This window comes from Pontimicrobium sp. MEBiC06410, from assembly GCF_053601615.1.
In genome coordinates this window covers 79,946-97,601 of the sequence record NZ_JBSHNT010000155.1, presented here as the reverse complement: position 1 = coordinate 97,601, position 17,656 = coordinate 79,946, and the positions used below count along the sequence as shown (strand labels likewise).

Here is a 17,656-nt window from a genome sequence, read left to right as displayed (position 1 = left end):
CTATGAAGAAAATAACAACACTAATTTTATGCCTCATAGGCTTATTTTTAAATGCTAATACTTTAGGCTCAATTAATACTACATGTACAGATATAATTGCAGATTTACGCTATCTTAATGTATCCATTACTCCGGGATCCAACCAAATTACAATACATAATACACCAGAATCTACAGATGCATTTACAAATGCAGATATTGGTAAACTAATAGCAATACGAAAAGGCTTTCATAATGCCTCAGACCCTCAAGTTGGTACAGTACTGCCATTTACAACCCCAGGACGTATAGTAACTATTACTGCCGAAATTACTAATGTTTCTACAGATGGAACACAAGCCACAATAAACATTACGCCAAACCAAAATATTACGACAAAAGCTTATGTTTACACCAATAACTATAGCGCATTACAACATGCAATGAATACTAATACCGATGGAGTAATTACACTAGACCAAGATGGCATTATAGGTGTAAATCCTTTTTACGATTGTAATAATTTAGAACCAACAAATAAAGCTTTAGTTTTTCCTCACGACAGAGCAATAACCATTAGAAATACAAACAATGCAAGAATAAAGCTATGCGCAGAAAATATTAACTGGGATATTAGCTTTGCTTTATTTGCTACTTCTCTACCTAACAATAATCAAACTAGTTCTGCCTCAAATCATAATATAACAGTGGACGTATCTTGTATTCCTCCAGACGAGGCCACAACACGATGGGGAGGACAATGTTCATTTTTCTCAACAAGGTTATTAAGCCCTAGTCATGGAGCTGGAAGTTCTGTTAGGGATATTAGATTACTTAATACAACACCATTAGTCGAGGATCTTAATATGATGAATATAGACGCCTTTTGGAATAGTTATTTTAATGGCGTGCTAGGAGGCTTAGAAGACAACGCTAATTTTCAAAGAATATTTATAGAAAACACAGACCCAAACGCCACCATAAGAACACGAAATGGAGGCATCTCTCAATTTGGAGGTGGCTCTCAAATATTTATTAAAAAGTTAAGAGTCGATTATAGTGGGCATTATTTAGGAGAACGTGGAAGAGATTTCACCACAGAGGGAATTTATACAGAAAATGACGGTGGACGTTGGCAGTTTAACAATTTTGAAATTGTAAATGGTAAACTAAAACCAATGAACACTATAGATTTTTCATGGTACGACTATGTAGCCCCTTCTAGAACAATGGGTGTTAGTATTGATGGCGGCCCTTTTTATCAATTTCATTTAAACGATCCTGCTTTTGCTACTATTTTAAATGGTTATGAATTAGACGTTTCCAATACAACCTTAGCTAATGGTTCAAATCACACTATTACTATTCAATTTCATAATGACTTTAACTCCTTAGTGCTACCAACGCACACTAACCAAAACCCTAGCTGGGTAAAAACTTATGGGCATCCAAACTATGTTCATCAAGATGTTGCCTTTGATATTGAAGATGTTACAAGTGAATTTGGACACTGGAGATATTATGCTTTCAGTGATCAATATGCAGGATCCATAGTTCCAGATAGAAAACCTCTTTTTTCAACAATTAGGACGTCTACAATACTTGGGACTGGGTTACAATTTGAAAATTATAGTCAAGCTGGAGACAATAGAATAATTGCAGATGCAACTAGAGGTGTTTTAAAAATATTTGGTAGTACTATAAAAGCCAGAAGAATTTTTGGGAATTTAGAATTAACAAATACTGAAATTACGGGAGAGTTCTTATACTTAAATAGTTTAACTAGCGGAAGTGGAAATAATTTTAAATTCAGGACTGTAGACGTTTATAACTCTGATTTTATTAGTGATAATGATTCCTATAATGCAACCTTAATACGGTTTCTAAAAGAAGGAGTTGTTGTTCAATTTAAAAGAACAGATTTCGGAACAACACCAATGTTAGATCGACATATTTTCCCCATTGTTCCTAATGGTACTTTACACTATTTAGATAATGTCGATACTAACGATAAACTTCCTTGGGCTTTTCATTATCCTAATCCTCTATATCAAACGTACTTTACAGAAAACACCAATTTAATATTTGAAAACTGTACTTTTAATTCATCTGCAAATGTCAATTTATTTCTAGGACCTGGTTTTCAAGGATCTACTGTGGAATTTAATAACTTTAAATTTAGTAACACATTGGGCTTTGCAAGATTAATAAGACCTTATTTTGATTCCAATCATCCAAATAATGGAATGGCTACTGTAAATAGTGGAGCTCCAAGAGGTGTGTTTAAAGATCGTATTAGACTCTTTCACACCTATTCAATACCTTATTTTTTAGATCATTCCGATTTAAATGAAGTTGGTTGTGATGTATTACAATCTAATCAATTTACTATAACAAATAAAAATATAGCAATTATTAATCCAACATTTATAGAAAACTTATACGATATAACTAATGAACCTACTCGTTTTGGCGGCATAGATTGGGGAAATGGCGCTTATGTTAATGGTAATATTACACTTACTGTTCAAGATGACTATGTAAGGCTAAATCCATTTTATTCTACTAATGGGTTAAACAATAAAAGGAGTAATACAACTTTATCCAATCTAGTATTAAAAACATCTGGAAAAAGACATAACGGAGAAGTTATTGAATTTAAAATAGATCCATTACAAAATAGACTTATAGAAATAGGTTCTACTTTATCTGGAAACCCTATAGATAAATATTATGTAAACTCAGATCCAACTGGTACTCCTGGACTAGATGGCGAAATTGTATATTTAGAAGGTGACGATACAACTTACTGGACACATACCGTAACTCATAATAATATAACTGGACAAGGATATGATGTTACAAAAGAAACTGTTAATGATCATACTGAAATAAATACTAATGTATACTTTTCTATAAAACAAGAATCTAGATTAGATGAACTATGGGAAGACTTTGAATTCACATTAACAGGCACAGATAATTTAACTAAATATTATTTTAAAAATTCTTCTACAGATTTTTTTACTAATGGACCTAATATCGAGAATAATAAAATAAACGGCAATTATATTAAGCACTTCTGGACTTTTCAAGCTTATGACGATAATGGAACTAAAATAATAGAAAACGGGAATCCTGTTCTCTGTTATATAGAAAATAGAACTGGAAAAATTGTCTTTAAAAATAACTTACTCTTAGATATAAAACCAACCGAAGGATTAACAGTTACCAAAGGTTGGGAAGTAACGTCTCACGAATGGGTAGGGTTTGGTACTAAAATAGCTCCTAAAGTAATGTTGCAAGGTGCTGCATTAAATCCAAATACAGGAGAAGAACACTTAATGAGAGACAATTTAAGAGCAAACTCGTACATACCAACAACTAGCCCATATAGCGATATACTTTCTTGTAATTCTAGTGTTTTTAATACTACTGGAGCTAATGCTATTGTAGATTGGATATATGTAGAACTTCGTAGTGCAACTGATAACACCGTTATTATAGACGGTACCTCAGCTTTATTACAACGAGATGGAGATATCGTTGCTGTAGATGGAACATCATCGCTATCATTCAACCAACCTCATGGTGATTACTACATTGCTATAAAACACCGTAATCATCTTGGAGTTACAACAGCCAATACAGTTTCATTATCTGAAAATTTAGTACCTATCGATTTTACAGATGCAACAAATCAAATTACTTACGGTAATAATGCACAAACAACTTTTGGTATGCCTGCTAATAAAATTGCCATGTGGGCTGGCAATGCTAATGGTGATACTGTTGTACAATACTCGGGAACTACGCCAGATTCACCTAGTATTTTATCACTCGTACTTAATGCCCCTGGAAACTTTTTAAATTTCCCAACATATACCGTTACTGGTTACCACAACGAAGATATTAATATGGATGGTAATACTCAATATAGTGGCACAACTCCAGACACCCCTTTTATTTTACAAAATGTATTAGCGCACCCAAGCAATTTCCTCAATTTTAGCACGCATCAAATTATCGAGCAGTTGCCATAAAGATTATACAAATAAATATCTACAACTAGTCAGTTAGTTTACAATACAACAAATAAACCAACTACATGAGATAACAAATTATAAAATTTAAACGCATGAAAACATATAAATCAACAATAGCATTTACAATCTTTTTCTTCTTAATTAAATTTCAACTAAATGCGCAAAGTAGCTACTCTTACACCCTAAGAAGTAATGAATCGAATAGCTACACGGTAAGTGCTATTCCTAATTCAAATACAGGAACATTTAAAACAGCAGTACAAAGTTATGGGTTCACAATTATTTTACCAAAAGGGGTTAAAGCAAGTATTACTTCTTCACTCGGTAATACAGCTTCTGCTTCTTTTTTTAGCGGAGAACAGATTAAAAAACCCCAGTTTAATGGTTACTTAATTAGCGGAACATTAGCAAACGCTATTGAACTACCTGCGCCTTCAAGTAATAAAGCTACAGATATAGTTACCTTACAAATACTTGGAGAACACACTAAAGAAAGTATATATTTATTAGAAAATAATTCTAAAACAGCAATAGAAGTTATTGCATTACAAAGCTATCTTACAGCAGATACCATAAATGATAATATGTGGACATTTACCAATGTTATAGATTCAAAAACGTCTAAAGCACTTGAAAAATCATCCAATAATTTTAATACTAAAGAGAACACAAAACTCTTAGAATTATCAGTATACCCAAATCCTGTTAACGATGTCATTACTATTTATAGTCCTAAAGAAAAGCTAAATAAAATAGAGCTTTACAATAGTAATGGAGTACTTGTTTTAACCAAAAAAGACAATCTGGAAACCATAAATGCAAACAAATTAGCTAGTGGCCTATACTTTATAAAGTTAGAATCTAAAAACAGCCAAAAGACGATTAAAATCATAAAAAAATAACGGTTCTCAGTATATGTTTTGTGTTTTAAGGCTATGATGATTTATCAATCGTTAAGTAAATACACACAACTAATAGTACCTAAATCGTAGAGTATTTAACATGTAACAACCTAAAATTTAATCTATAGTTAAGAAATAGAACTCACGCTAAAAATTATAAAAATGAAAAATAATAACAAATTACTCTTTCTATTTATAATATTCATTACTAGCGTATTAAACGCCCAAGTTAAATGTAAATCGTTTAAGCCAAACAAAACAACTATTAAATGTACAGAAGCATCTCATTTTGATGCTTTCGGAACACATAAAAAAAACATATTAGCAATAGACCGATTAGGAAATTACTATTGTGATGCAATTAAAACAGGTAAACAAGCTAAGCAAAAACCAAGCTTTAATAAAATTACCTCTCAAGGTCATTTTAAGACAGCTTACTTTGGAGAAGTCCCTTTAGAATTTAAAATAATTATAGATCAAGTTTTTGAAGATTTAGAACAATTTTTAGTATTTCAATCTTCCTGCGATGGAACTATACCATTAATAGAAATAAAAATAATGTTAGATGACCTATCTGAAGGAGGCACTACACCTTTAAACGAACAACCTATTGCTACAGGTACTTCTTTTTACTCAACAGATACTAAAAAGGGAAAAATACTTCGAGGAGATTTATGGCATAGAATTAATACAGGTAAGAAAACAACCAATCAACCCAGTGATGCACAGATAACAATTAACCAAAACTACATGAATCAATTATTTGCAGATGGGTTTGTAGCAGACGTAAATAATGATGGTATTATGGATTATAATGGTATAAACATCACCGATGATGTTTATGATTTATATGGTATAATACTTCATGAAGCAATTCATGCTATGGGGTTTATTTCTTTTTTAGACCAAAACGGTAATGGTATAGATCATTTTATTAGCGTGTTCGATACGCTTCTAGAACATAATAACACTCCTTTTGTAGATACTTCTGTACCTTACGAATGGAGTATTACTTCTGGAATAAATACTAACACCGATTTTTTATCACCTTGTCCTGCTAATACTATTACTACATTAACAGATTCTTTTTCATTGCACAGTGCAGATAGTGACGGAAACTTTATAATGCCTTCTCACATTAATGATATTGGTAACTGTTTTAATGGTACTAATTATATAATGTCTCCTACCTATAATTTTAGAGAGTATAAACGATTAAGACATGATGAGGCTTCAATTCTATATCAATTAGGTTATAACTCTACAGGTATATATGGTACAGAAAACTTAGTAGAGACGCCAACCATTATTAACCCAAATAGAGACATAAACTACCCAGTAAGCACTCTAAATGTTGCATATACTAATGATGATCCCTGTGAAACCTACGAAACTTTTAATATTTGCGAAGCGCCCTTTTCTATAAACAGTATTGCTAACGATATTAATTTTAATACCCACAGTATTGTTAATGTAGAGGTTATTAACTTAATAAATTCGTCAGACTATATTAATGATGACCTACAAATAACAACACAACTTGTAAATAATACAATAAACATAACACCAACAAATGAACTTATTGTTGGGAGAGAATATAAAATTCGCTATCAACTACAAGAAAATACTACTGGTGCTATAAGTAATACAAGTATAGTATCATTAAAAATATTACCATGCGATGATTATCTCACAAACTTTAACTGTAATGAATCTAACAATTCCTGTAATTTAATATGTAATTCAGAATTTATTGCTAGCAACCATAACATGATTAATGATTTCCCTTTAATGGGCTATGGCATTGGTTATAATGATGTACCTGGTTGGTATCCGCTTACAGATAGATTAAGGTATTTCTTTAATGTCTACCAACCAGGAACTTTCCCATTTATGACAAATCCAACTTCTACTATAATAACTAATAACCCTATTATATACTTAGAGAGACGAAGAGCCGCTATGACTAAATTAAAAACACCATTAGAAGCTAACAAACGCTATCTTGTTAGTCATTACAGTAAAGGAAACGCTCAAAACACATCACTCCCTGAAACTCATTATCAATACCGTATCGGATTTATAGAAAGTATTGAAAATGGTACTAATTATCCTGATACTTCTCCTTATTACAACGCAGAAAGCGTAACTAATCTTATAGCCAATAGATTTAATGTTTCCCAACAGGTATATTCTTTTGTTTCAGATAAAAACTATGAAGCATTATTCGTTTCGGGTAGACATTCAAATACCAGAGTATATTTTGATAATGTAGAAGTTATTGAAGATCGTATAGAAGAGATTCCAACTCAAGTAGAAGTTGTTTGCGAAACAGAAACTACTATTGGAGACAACCTATGTACATTAAGAGGCATGGAGTTTTCATGGTGGTCAGCAGGAGCAGATTCAACCTTTGGAACAAGCGACGACATACAACTTACCCAAAACACAACCGATTTAATAACTACAGATAATACTACACCAACTGGAAATGGTTCTGAGTTAAATATAACTAATGTCTCTGATACAAACATCTACCAGCTTAGACGAAAAATGAAAGCAACTGAAGGATTACATTATACAGAAACTAATGGTTTAATAGCCTCTGTAACTATTCCTGAGGCAGAAACATTAGACTTTATAGATAATATAGAAATAACAGTATCCTGTATTACCGAATGTAATGTAGATGTTTATAATGACTTTGATACAGCAGATGTTACTTTTGGAGACAATAACCAATGTACAGCATTTCCATTTACGCACTTTTACGGTCCAGGCAATGGGCCTTTTCCATGGAAAGCTACCATTTATTATGCTGCTTACCATGTATTACTAACAGAAGATTTTTATAATGATTACAATTGTGATGTTTTATTAAATCAAGGTACTGGCACAAATATCTGGATGAGACCACATCGTATAAAAACACCGCCTTCTGGTCATGAAAGTGTTATGGCGTATTGGAATAAATCTAAACATACAGACACCAATTTATCGGGGGTTTACACTCAAGTAAATAATCTAGAACCTAATACAACGTATCAAATAGAATTTTATGATTTACCAGTTCGCACACATGCTCCTGGTAGACAAACAGCTAATTTATATTACAATACTAAAGTCTCTTTTGCTGGTCAAGAATGGAATGGCCCTGACACCTATTATACTGACGATTATAATTATTGGCATAAAAGGACTATGACCTTTACAACAGATGCTACAACCACGTCGACAACCTTAACACTACAATTTCCTTTACATCCAGACCCTAATAACCCTGTTAATGATGGATATATAGCTATAGACGATATACAAATTACTTGTGTAGATAATTCTTCTAACAAATACAGTAGCAACATAATAGACAACCAAATAACACTATACCCAAATCCTACTAAAGATATATTTAATATAAAAACACCTAATAATAGAGATACTATTACTAAAATAGAAATCTTTAATATTCAAGGGCAATTGGTAATGAGTATTCCACAATACCGAGGAGAAAATATTAATATTTCAAAACTTAAGAACGGAATTTATTTTGTAAAAACCACATTAAATAAGCAGCAAGATATTACCACAAAAATTATAAAAAAATAATATTATGAAACTATTAAAAACGGTTATATATGTGTTTATAGCTATTCTGTTTACACATCAAACAAACGCTCAAAATAAAAATAGGTTAAAATCTAGAGTAGCTTTTGTAAGCTATTCTATTCAAAAAAATACAAGAGGAGAGAGTTCCCTTAATTTTTTAGACAAAAAAATTATAGAAGGGAAGTTTAAAAAACGGTTAACTAAAAACATAAAATCTAAAATAGGGCATTTAAAATGCACTCAACTAGATCAAAACTTAAAACCTATAAAAAGTTTTGTCATTGCAGATCCTTTAAACCAATTAGTTGAATACCCTACTAACGAAAAGGGCAATCTTTCTGTTAAAGAAGTCCAATTGGATGAAACAGAATTGCATCTTAAAATACCTTTAGAAGATACTACCGAATTTATTTCTGTAGCTATTCTAGGAAGGGAAAAAGAAACCGCAGTCGTTACAAAAATTAAATAAAACTTATTATGAAACATTATATTATAATTTTAGCGCTTTGTATAAGCGCAATACATGGCTATTCTCAAGTTTTAGGTATCGAAACTATAGTTGAAAATGGTCCACAAGAGAATCGTATTAACTTAGTTATTCTTCCAGATGGTTATACAAGCAGTCAACAAGACGACTTTATAAACGATGCTACCAGTCTTGCAAATGAACTCTTTGCAGAATCGCCTTACTTAGAATATGCAAGCTACTTTAATGTTTATGCTATTAAAGTAGCATCTAACGAAAGTGGCGCAAATCATCCTGGTACAGCAACAGATGTTGGTGAGCCAGCAAGTCCAATTAAAACAGTAGACAATTACTTTGGTTCTACATTCGATTATTTTAACATTCATAGACTACTAGTGGCTACAGATACTAATGCAATAACTAATGTATTGAGTACGCATTTTCCAAACTACGATCAAGCCATGATATTAGTAAACGACCCTGAATATGGTGGTAGTGGAGGCGAGTTCCCTACAGCGTCATTACATTTTAGAGCCAACCCTATAGCTATACATGAACTAGGACATTCCTTTGTGAATTTAAAAGATGAATACTGGGCAGGTAGTTTTTATGCAGAAGAAGGTATAAATATGACACAAGAAACAAACCCTACTCTAGTACGATGGAAAAACTGGGTAGGCGATAACAATGTAGATATTTATCAACACAGTTGCGGATCTTGTGGCTGGTATAAACCGCATCAAAATTGTATGATGGAAGATTTAAACGACCCTTTCTGTTCAGTTTGTTCGGAAGGCACTATAGAAGTAATACATGAATTAGTTTCACCAATAGATAGCTACTCTCCAGAAGCATCAAGTATATTAATATCTTCTAGTCAAAACTTTCAGTTAAACCTAGTCCCCACAAACACATTAGCTATTAACTGGGAACTTAATGGTACCGCAATTGCAAATAATGTAGAGACCTTGACTATAAATGATACCGATTTAAATTCGGGAACAAACACATTAACCGTACACGTAGAAGATGTTTCATCTCAATTAAGAGTAGATAATCACTCAACCAACCATAAATATACAATAACATGGACTCTACAGGCTCCAGAATGTAGTATTGATGTTTATAACGACTTTGATACGGCAGATGTTACTTTTGGAGACAATAACCAATGTACAGCATTTCCATTTACGCACTTTTACGGCCCAGGCAACGGTCCTTTTCCATGGAAAGCCACCATTTATTATGCTGCTTATCATGTATTACTAACAGAAGATTTTTATAATGATTACAATTGTGATGTTTTATTAAATCAAGGTACTGGCACAAATATCTGGATGAGACCACACCGTATAAAAACACCGCCTTCTGGTCATGAAAGTGTTATGGCGTACTGGAATAAATCTAAACATACAGACACCAATTTATCGGGGGTTTATACTCAAGTAAATAATCTAGAACCTAATACAACATATCAAATAGAATTTTATGATTTACCAGTTCGCACACATGCTCCTGGTAGACAAACAGCTAATTTATATTACAATACTAAAGTCTCTTTTGCTGGTCAAGAATGGAATGGTCCTGACACCTATTATACTGACGACTATAATTATTGGCATAAAAGGACTATGACCTTTACAACTGACGCAACAACCACATCGACAACCTTAACATTACAATTTCCTTTACATCCAGATCCTAATAATCCTGTTAATGATGGATATATAGCCATAGATGATATTAATATTTTCTGCGCAAGCACCGCTCCTAATAAAATTAGTAGTCAAAACACTCTAGATACAGCTTTTGGTGGTGTAACACTTCATCCAAATCCAAGTCATGGGCACATTAATATAAAGCTTACCAATACAGAAGATAAAATACAATCTGTTACGGTGTACAATACACAAGGGCAATTAATGCTTAATAAAAATACTATAGCGCAAAATCGTTTAAATGTATCACAATTAGAAGAGGGTATCTATTTCGTTACTATAAAAACTACTAATAATAAAACCTATACTAAAAAAATCATAAAACAATAACTATTAATTAAAAACTTAAAACCATGAAAAAAACAATCTTACTTCTTACATTTTTAGCAACATGCCTTTGTAATGCTCAACTCATTACAGAGAATTTAGCATCGGGAAATGTAGGAATTTCAGAAACTAATCCTGTTCAAAAACTAGACGTTAACGGAACGACTAAAACCACCCAATTAATTGTTGGAAATAAAAATACCATTCCAGCTTTTGTAAACGCTTGGGTAGAAGGTGATTTTGCAACACAATTATTTTTAAACAATGCTTCTAGACCTACTAATGAAAGGTTATGGGCTTTATCCATAATAAACGGGAATTTTAAAATCTTTACAGAATCGGACGACATGACTTCCATACAAGAAGCCTTTACCATTAATAGAGGGTCTGGATTAAATATTGATAATATTCTATTCCCTAATGGAAACGTGGGTATTGGCACTAATTCCTTTACTGATGGTGATGATACTTATCGTTTATCTATAAACGGAAAAGTACGTGCACACGGTGTAAAAGTATACACCACTTGGGCAGATTATGTTTTTAAAGCAGATTACAACCTAAAACCATTAGACGAAGTAGAAGCCTTTATTAACAAAAATGGACACTTACCCAATGTTCCTTCAGAAGCAGAAGTATTGGAAAACGGTATCGAATTAGGAGCTATGAATGCTAAGTTACTTGAAAAAATTGAAGAGCTTACACTGTATACGATTCAATTGAAGAAAGAAATAGAGTTAATTAAATCTAAAATAGACTAAAATGAAGATTCTAATAATTTGTCTTATCCTGTTTTGTACAAATTTAGGGTTTGCTCAAGACTATCCTTCATTTTATGCCAAGGTACCCCTATTACATAATACACCTGTAATAACACATGATTTTAAAGGGAATCGTATAAACTCATCTAACACTGGAGATTCTAGATTAGACTTTCTTATAAACTCTTATGAGATATATAGTGTAGAACGTGTTTTTAAAAATTCAAAAAAATCATCTTTACAAAACATGTATATGATCGTTTGTAATGATATGCAGTTGATGCATAATCTAAAAAAGAGTTTCAGTAATTATTTCCCTGAACTTATTGAAATTTATAGTGAAACATTAGTTTTTCCCAACGACTTTGGAACTACTGGAGGCTATACGAATGTAGACCAAGAAGAACTTAATTACATACGTGCTCCTGAAGCTTGGGATATCTCTACAGGATCTGAGAATGTAATTATTGGTGTTTCAGATAATAGTATAAATCCTATGCATGAAGATTTTGAAAATAAAGTGACTCAAGTTGGTGGAAATAATGCCCCCAATTTAATAACTGGGAGTCATCAGCATGGAAGTTGGGTATCATCTTTTGCGGCAGCCAATACAGATAATGGACTTGGTCTTTCGGCAACGGGCTACAATTCGTCTATATACCATTATCGAGGGCGCACTAATGGTGTAGACATACTATCTCAAATTGAAGGAGTTAAAGTAATAAATACAGCTTGGATCTCTAGTTCTTCTACTTATTTACAAGATAGTTATAATGAAATAGTAGAAGATAGAGGTGTCGTTGTAGTAGGTTCTGCTGGTAATGGCGCTGCTATTCATGGTTCCAGTGAATCCCTTATTTATCCTGCTGCTTTTAGGAACGTTATTTCCGTAACAGGAATTGGGCATCAAAATGAAGTATTTGGAGGCAGAGAAATATTTTTAGATTACCACGAATTTAAAAGAAATGGAGAATGGGTATCCACTCAACACAATGATTCGGTAGATATTGCTGCTCCTGCTATGGGTTTATCTTTTGTAGATCCAAGAGGAGGGCTTACAGGCTATGGTGATAACGGCAGTGGTACATCGTTCTCTTCGCCAATAGTATCTGGTACTATTGCTTTAATGTTTGATCAAAATTATTGTCTAGATCCTAAAGAAGTAGAAACCATATTGAAGCTTACCGCAGTAAGAATAGACCATTTGCCTCAAAACTTACCTTACTTTGGTAAGCTAGGGGCTGGCAAACTAGATGCATATGAAGCCGTGAAAATGGCAAAAGATATGGCAGATCCGCTTGGTACAGTAGAGGTTAAAGACAGAATTTTATACAGACCTTGGTTTTACAAATTGGTAACTGCTCCTTATGAAATTAAAATGACCAATAATGATGTTACTGGAGAATCTAAATTAAAATTTATAGCAAGGAATAATATTGAAATTTTAAGTGGAGATTATTCACCTCAACCTGGAGGTTATATAAGTCTAAATATAGATAATGGATTGGCCCTAGATTGTAACATACCTCAAACTACTACTAATAAATTTAACGCAAAACCTCAATCTAACGAAATTAGAGATAAAAGGATCTTATTACATCCTAATCCAGCAAAAGATGAAATACGTATTGAATTCTTAAAACAATCAGAAAACATAACTTCTGTAGAATTATACAATATTCAAGGTGTTTTAATTACTAAATACGATAACTTAAAACAACATAAAATCAATATTTCTAATCTAAAAACAGGTATTTACCACCTAAAAATTACAACTAAAAACAATACTACATACACGAAAAAAATTATAAAAATATAAACTTATGAAAAGCATATTTAAATATACAATCTTACTACTTCTATTAATTCCAGTGTTACACTCATGTTCTAATACAGAAGAACTAAATACCGATACAGAAGCAACTACACATAGTAATAAAAACCCAAATTTTGTAGAACTTTGTTATGCAGAAACAGCTACTGTAGATGCTTCTGCAATGAATGCGTGTACAGACACATTTTCCTTAGACGATATTACAATTAATCTATCTTACGATAGCCTCGGTAGTAATCATCTAGATGAAGAATTAAAAAGTATCTTTTACTGTAATGAAGATTTTAGCACCTGTATGGGAGCTCCTCAACCACTTCAAGTTTGCTCGGTTACATTTAACATTATTGATGACGAGAACCCAACCTCAGGAACATACGATTATTTATCAGATAATATTACCCCAGCTATATCAAACCAGATTAAACAACATTTTGCATGCGAAGCAAAAGCTTATGGAGATGCAAACTACACAGATTATTTAATTGCTTATGTTACATTTTATAAAACACAAACATTATGTGGTGGCTGTACAAGATATTTATTTGCCCAAGTTAGCTACAACGTATATTAAAAAATTATTATTTGCTAACATGGCTGGGTAACAAAACTCACTTTTTATAAACACCTTTTAAAAAGGACTAATAATTGTTAAATCTGCATCACTATTAATCAAACTAAAAAAAGCCTTTCTATACTCTAATAGAAAGGCTTTTTAATACTATACAAAACAATTTTACTGCAAACTCGCTAAACTTGCTTTTATTGTTTCTATTTTAGATAAAGCATCTGCTTCTTTTTTCTTTTCACTAGCAACAACTTGCTCTGGCGCTCCTGCAACAAAACGTTCGTTAGACAATTTCTTTTGCACAGATTTCAAGAAGCCTTCTGTGTAATTTAACTCTTCAGTTAGTTTTTTAATCTCTGCCTCTACATCTATACTTCCTGCCATTGGCACAAAATATTCGTTAGCTTTCACTCTAAAGGTTAATGCTCCTTCTACAGTTTCAGAAACATAGTTTATTGCTTCTAAATTACCCAACTTAGCGATAACCTTATCGAATGTAGTCTTTACATTTTCGTTATTTATCACAGAAAAACCTATAGCATCTTTAAACGCTATATTTTTTTGTTTTCTAATGTTTCTAATCCCAGAAATGACTTCCGAAGCAAAATCGAACTCAGTAATTAAGGTTTCGTTTATAGGTTTAGCTTCTGGCCATTTAGCAACTATTAATGCTTCTTCTGGCGTTCTATCTGCAATATAATGCCATAAGTCTTCTGTTAAGAACGGCATAAACGGGTGTACTATTTTTAAGTTATCTTCAAAAATAGTAATGACACTTTGTAATGTTTTAGCATCTATTGGTTGTTGATACCCAGGCTTAACCATTTCTAGCATCCAACCACAGAAATCATCAAAAATTAATTTATAAGTTGTCATTAAAGCATCACTTAATCTGTACTTACTAAAATGATCTTCAATTTCTAGTAATGCTTTCTGAAATTTAGCTTCGTACCACTCAATTGCTATTTTACTAGCATTAGGTTGCGGTATGGTTTCATCTACTTCCCAACCATCTATTAAACGATAGGCATTCCATATTTTATTACCAAATTTCTTTCCTTGGTCGCATAGTGCTTCATCGAACATTAAATCGTTTCCTGCTGCACTACTTAGTAATAGACCAACACGTACTCCTCCTGCTCCATAATCGTCTATTAATTTTAATGCATCTGGAGAATTACCAAGAGACTTACTCATTTTACGACGTTGCTTATCTCGAACTAATCCAGTTAAGTATACATTACTAAACGGTTTTTCACCTTTATACTCGTAACCAGCAATAATCATACGTGCTACCCAGAAAAATAAAATATCTGGCCCCGTTACTAAATCGTTAGTTGGGTAATAGTATTTTATTTCTTCGTTTTCAGGGTTTCTAATCCCATCGAAAACACTCATTGGCCATAACCAAGATGAGAACCAAGTATCTAAGGCATCTGTATCTTGTTTTAAATCTTCTACCTTTAAATTAGAATCTCCTGTTTTTGTTTGTGCTTTTACTACAGCATCTTCTATATTTTCTGCAACAACAAAATCCTCTTTACCTTCACCATAATAATAAGCAGGAATTTGTTGCCCCCATAATAGTTGTCTAGAAATATTCCAATCACGAATATTTTCCATCCAATGTCTGTACGTATTTTCAAATTTCTTTGGAAATAATTTTACGTCTTCATCTTCAAGAACAGCTTTTATAGCAGGTTTTACTAATTCTTCCATTTTAAGAAACCATTGGTCGCTTAATCTTGGCTCGATAACAGCTTTTGTTCTTTCAGAAGTTCCTACTTTATTTGTATGTGTTTCCGTTTTTGCTAAAACACCAGTGGCTTCTAGTTCTTTAGCTACTGCTTTTCTGGCTACAAAACGATCTTGCCCTTCAAACTGCATCCCGAAACTATTTAACGACGCATCGTCATTAAATATATCAATAACTTCTAACTTGTGTTTATCTCCTAATACTTTATCATTTTCATCGTGTGCAGGTGTTACTTTTAAACACCCTGTTCCAAATTCTACATCTACATACTCATCCTCTACAATAGGAATAACACGGTTACATATAGGTACAATGGCTTTTTTACCTTTTAAATGTGTAAAACGTTCATCGTTAGGATTGATGCATATTGCCGTATCCCCAAAAATAGTTTCTGGCCTTGTGGTAGCAATAGTTAATGTATCGTCGCTTCCTTCTATTTTATAGTTTAAATAGTATAACAATCCTTGACGCTCTTCGTGTATTACCTCTTCGTCCGATAATGTTGTTTTTGCTTCTGGATCCCAGTTAACCATACGGTAACCTCTGTAAATTAATCCTTTTTCGTATAAATCTACAAATACCTTTATTACAGCTTCAGACATATCGTCATCCATGGTAAACTTAGTACGATCCCAATCGCAAGAACAGCCTAACTTTTTAAGTTGTTCTAGGATAACACCTCCGTACTCTTCTGTCCAATCCCAAGCATGTTTTAAAAATTCATCTCTAGTAAGATCATTTTTATCAATTCCTTGAGATTTTAATTTCGCTACTACTTTTGCTTCTGTAGCAATAGAAGCATGATCGGTACCTGGCACCCAACATGCATTTTTACCTTGTAAACGTGCACGACGAATTAATACATCCTGAATGGTGTTATTTAACATGTGTCCCATATGTAGCACTCCTGTGACGTTTGGTGGAGGTATAACTATTGTATACGGTTCTCTGTCGTCTGGTGTAGAATGAAAATAATTATTTTTCATCCAGTAGTCGTACCACTTGCTCTCTACCTGTTTTGCATCATATTTTGATGGAATGCTCATACTTTGGAATAGTTTTTGAATAATAATTAGCAAAAATACTTATATTTCTGTTTCTGCGAAATTATAACAGATATTAATGTACAGTTAAATATGCTATATGCATTTGCAAGAGTGTATTACATCTAATATTTTTGCAGGACGAATAAAAAGTAGTTAGATTTACAACGAATTAAAATAAAATAATGATGAAAAAAGTTTTAACAATATTGTTTATCGGGTTGATTAGTCTTTCGGTTAACGCACAAGATAAAGTAGCTAAAATTGAGTTTAAACAAACTACAATAGATTACGGAACTATTGAGAAAGGTGCTGATGGTGTTAGAGTTTTTGAATTTACAAACACTGGAGACGCTCCTTTAATAATTAGCAAAGTAAGTTCTAGTTGTGGTTGTACTGTACCTAAAAAACCTGAGGAACCAATTATGCCAGGTAAAACAGGGGAAATTGAAGTTAAATACGATACTAATAGAGTAAACCCTATTAGAAAAACAATTACTGTTGTTTCTAATGCAGAGACACCTAATGTCGCTTTAAAAATTAAAGGAAAAGTAATAGACCCTTCTAAAACAAGCGTACTTAAAAGTAAAAAGAGAAGTGTGATGGAACAATAATCTATCATTTTATAACTAAAAAAGCCGAAGTAAAATAAA

Annotated in this window: 10 protein-coding genes; 9 read left to right on the top strand and 1 reads right to left on the bottom strand. The window is 32.6% G+C overall.

Features of this window, described 5'->3' with window-relative positions; all coding sequences use genetic code 11:
• Window positions 1-2: 2 nt before the first annotated feature.
• The 8 genes from ACVC08_RS11475 to ACVC08_RS11440 all read left to right on the top strand — a co-directional run bounded on the left by ACVC08_RS11475 (window position 3) and on the right by ACVC08_RS11440 (window position 14,210).
• The gene (locus ACVC08_RS11475) at window positions 3-4,022 is read left to right on the top strand and encodes a hypothetical protein (RefSeq protein WP_452602127.1); all 4,020 of its coding nucleotides are present in this window, start codon (window positions 3-5) and stop codon (window positions 4,020-4,022) included.
• Between the two features lie 95 nt (window positions 4,023-4,117).
• Complete coding sequence (locus ACVC08_RS11470; protein ID WP_452602126.1) at window positions 4,118-4,927, top strand: T9SS type A sorting domain-containing protein; 810 nt, start codon at window positions 4,118-4,120, stop codon at window positions 4,925-4,927.
• 162 nt (window positions 4,928-5,089) lie between these two features.
• Window positions 5,090-8,533: a T9SS type A sorting domain-containing protein gene (locus ACVC08_RS11465; protein WP_452602125.1), complete on the top strand. Its 3,444-nt coding sequence runs from the start codon at window positions 5,090-5,092 to the stop codon at window positions 8,531-8,533.
• A gap of 4 nt (window positions 8,534-8,537) precedes the next feature.
• Window positions 8,538-9,002 (top strand): hypothetical protein, encoded by a 465-nt coding sequence (locus ACVC08_RS11460; protein ID WP_452598192.1) that lies wholly within the window; start codon window positions 8,538-8,540, stop codon window positions 9,000-9,002.
• A gap of 8 nt (window positions 9,003-9,010) precedes the next feature.
• Window positions 9,011-11,047: a M64 family metallopeptidase gene (locus tag ACVC08_RS11455; RefSeq protein WP_452602124.1), complete on the top strand. Its 2,037-nt coding sequence runs from the start codon at window positions 9,011-9,013 to the stop codon at window positions 11,045-11,047.
• 23 nt (window positions 11,048-11,070) lie between these two features.
• On the top strand, window positions 11,071-11,805 hold the full coding sequence (locus tag ACVC08_RS11450; protein WP_452602123.1) for a hypothetical protein: 735 nt from the start codon (window positions 11,071-11,073) through the stop codon (window positions 11,803-11,805).
• A gap of 1 nt (window position 11,806) precedes the next feature.
• Window positions 11,807-13,624 carry a S8 family serine peptidase gene (locus tag ACVC08_RS11445; protein WP_452602122.1) on the top strand — a complete coding sequence of 606 codons (1,818 nt, stop codon included), beginning with the start codon at window positions 11,807-11,809 and terminating at the stop codon, window positions 13,622-13,624.
• Between the two features lie 4 nt (window positions 13,625-13,628).
• Window positions 13,629-14,210, top strand: coding sequence for a hypothetical protein (locus ACVC08_RS11440; protein WP_452602121.1), 582 nt, complete (start codon window positions 13,629-13,631; stop codon window positions 14,208-14,210).
• Between the two features lie 162 nt (window positions 14,211-14,372).
• Here the strand turns inward: ACVC08_RS11440 and ACVC08_RS11435 are convergent, their stop codons facing one another.
• Window positions 14,373-17,006, bottom strand: a complete 2,634-nt coding sequence (locus ACVC08_RS11435) for a valine--tRNA ligase (RefSeq protein ID WP_452602120.1) — start codon at window positions 17,004-17,006, stop codon at window positions 14,373-14,375.
• 185 nt (window positions 17,007-17,191) lie between these two features.
• Here ACVC08_RS11435 and ACVC08_RS11430 point away from each other — a divergent pair, with 185 nt between their 5' ends.
• A complete protein-coding gene (locus ACVC08_RS11430) occupies window positions 17,192-17,617 on the top strand; it encodes a DUF1573 domain-containing protein (RefSeq protein WP_452599365.1) in 426 nt (141 codons plus the stop codon).
• Window positions 17,618-17,656: the final 39 nt, after the last annotated feature.

What these genes read in the sequence shown, in the direction of transcription:
- ACVC08_RS11430 (WP_452599365.1), top strand. Translation starts at nt 17,192, where the DNA reads ATGAAAAAAGTTTTAACAATATTGTTTATCGGGTTGATTAGTCTTTCG.
- ACVC08_RS11475 (WP_452602127.1), top strand. Translation starts at nt 3, where the DNA reads ATGAAGAAAATAACAACACTAATTTTATGCCTCATAGGCTTATTTTTA.
- ACVC08_RS11440 (WP_452602121.1), top strand. Translation starts at nt 13,629, where the DNA reads ATGAAAAGCATATTTAAATATACAATCTTACTACTTCTATTAATTCCA.
- ACVC08_RS11460 (WP_452598192.1), top strand. Translation starts at nt 8,538, where the DNA reads ATGAAACTATTAAAAACGGTTATATATGTGTTTATAGCTATTCTGTTT.
- ACVC08_RS11450 (WP_452602123.1), top strand. Translation starts at nt 11,071, where the DNA reads ATGAAAAAAACAATCTTACTTCTTACATTTTTAGCAACATGCCTTTGT.
- ACVC08_RS11455 (WP_452602124.1), top strand. Translation starts at nt 9,011, where the DNA reads ATGAAACATTATATTATAATTTTAGCGCTTTGTATAAGCGCAATACAT.
- ACVC08_RS11435 (WP_452602120.1), bottom strand. Translation starts at nt 17,006, where the DNA reads ATGAGCATTCCATCAAAATATGATGCAAAACAGGTAGAGAGCAAGTGG.
- ACVC08_RS11470 (WP_452602126.1), top strand. Translation starts at nt 4,118, where the DNA reads ATGAAAACATATAAATCAACAATAGCATTTACAATCTTTTTCTTCTTA.
- ACVC08_RS11465 (WP_452602125.1), top strand. Translation starts at nt 5,090, where the DNA reads ATGAAAAATAATAACAAATTACTCTTTCTATTTATAATATTCATTACT.
- ACVC08_RS11445 (WP_452602122.1), top strand. Translation starts at nt 11,807, where the DNA reads ATGAAGATTCTAATAATTTGTCTTATCCTGTTTTGTACAAATTTAGGG.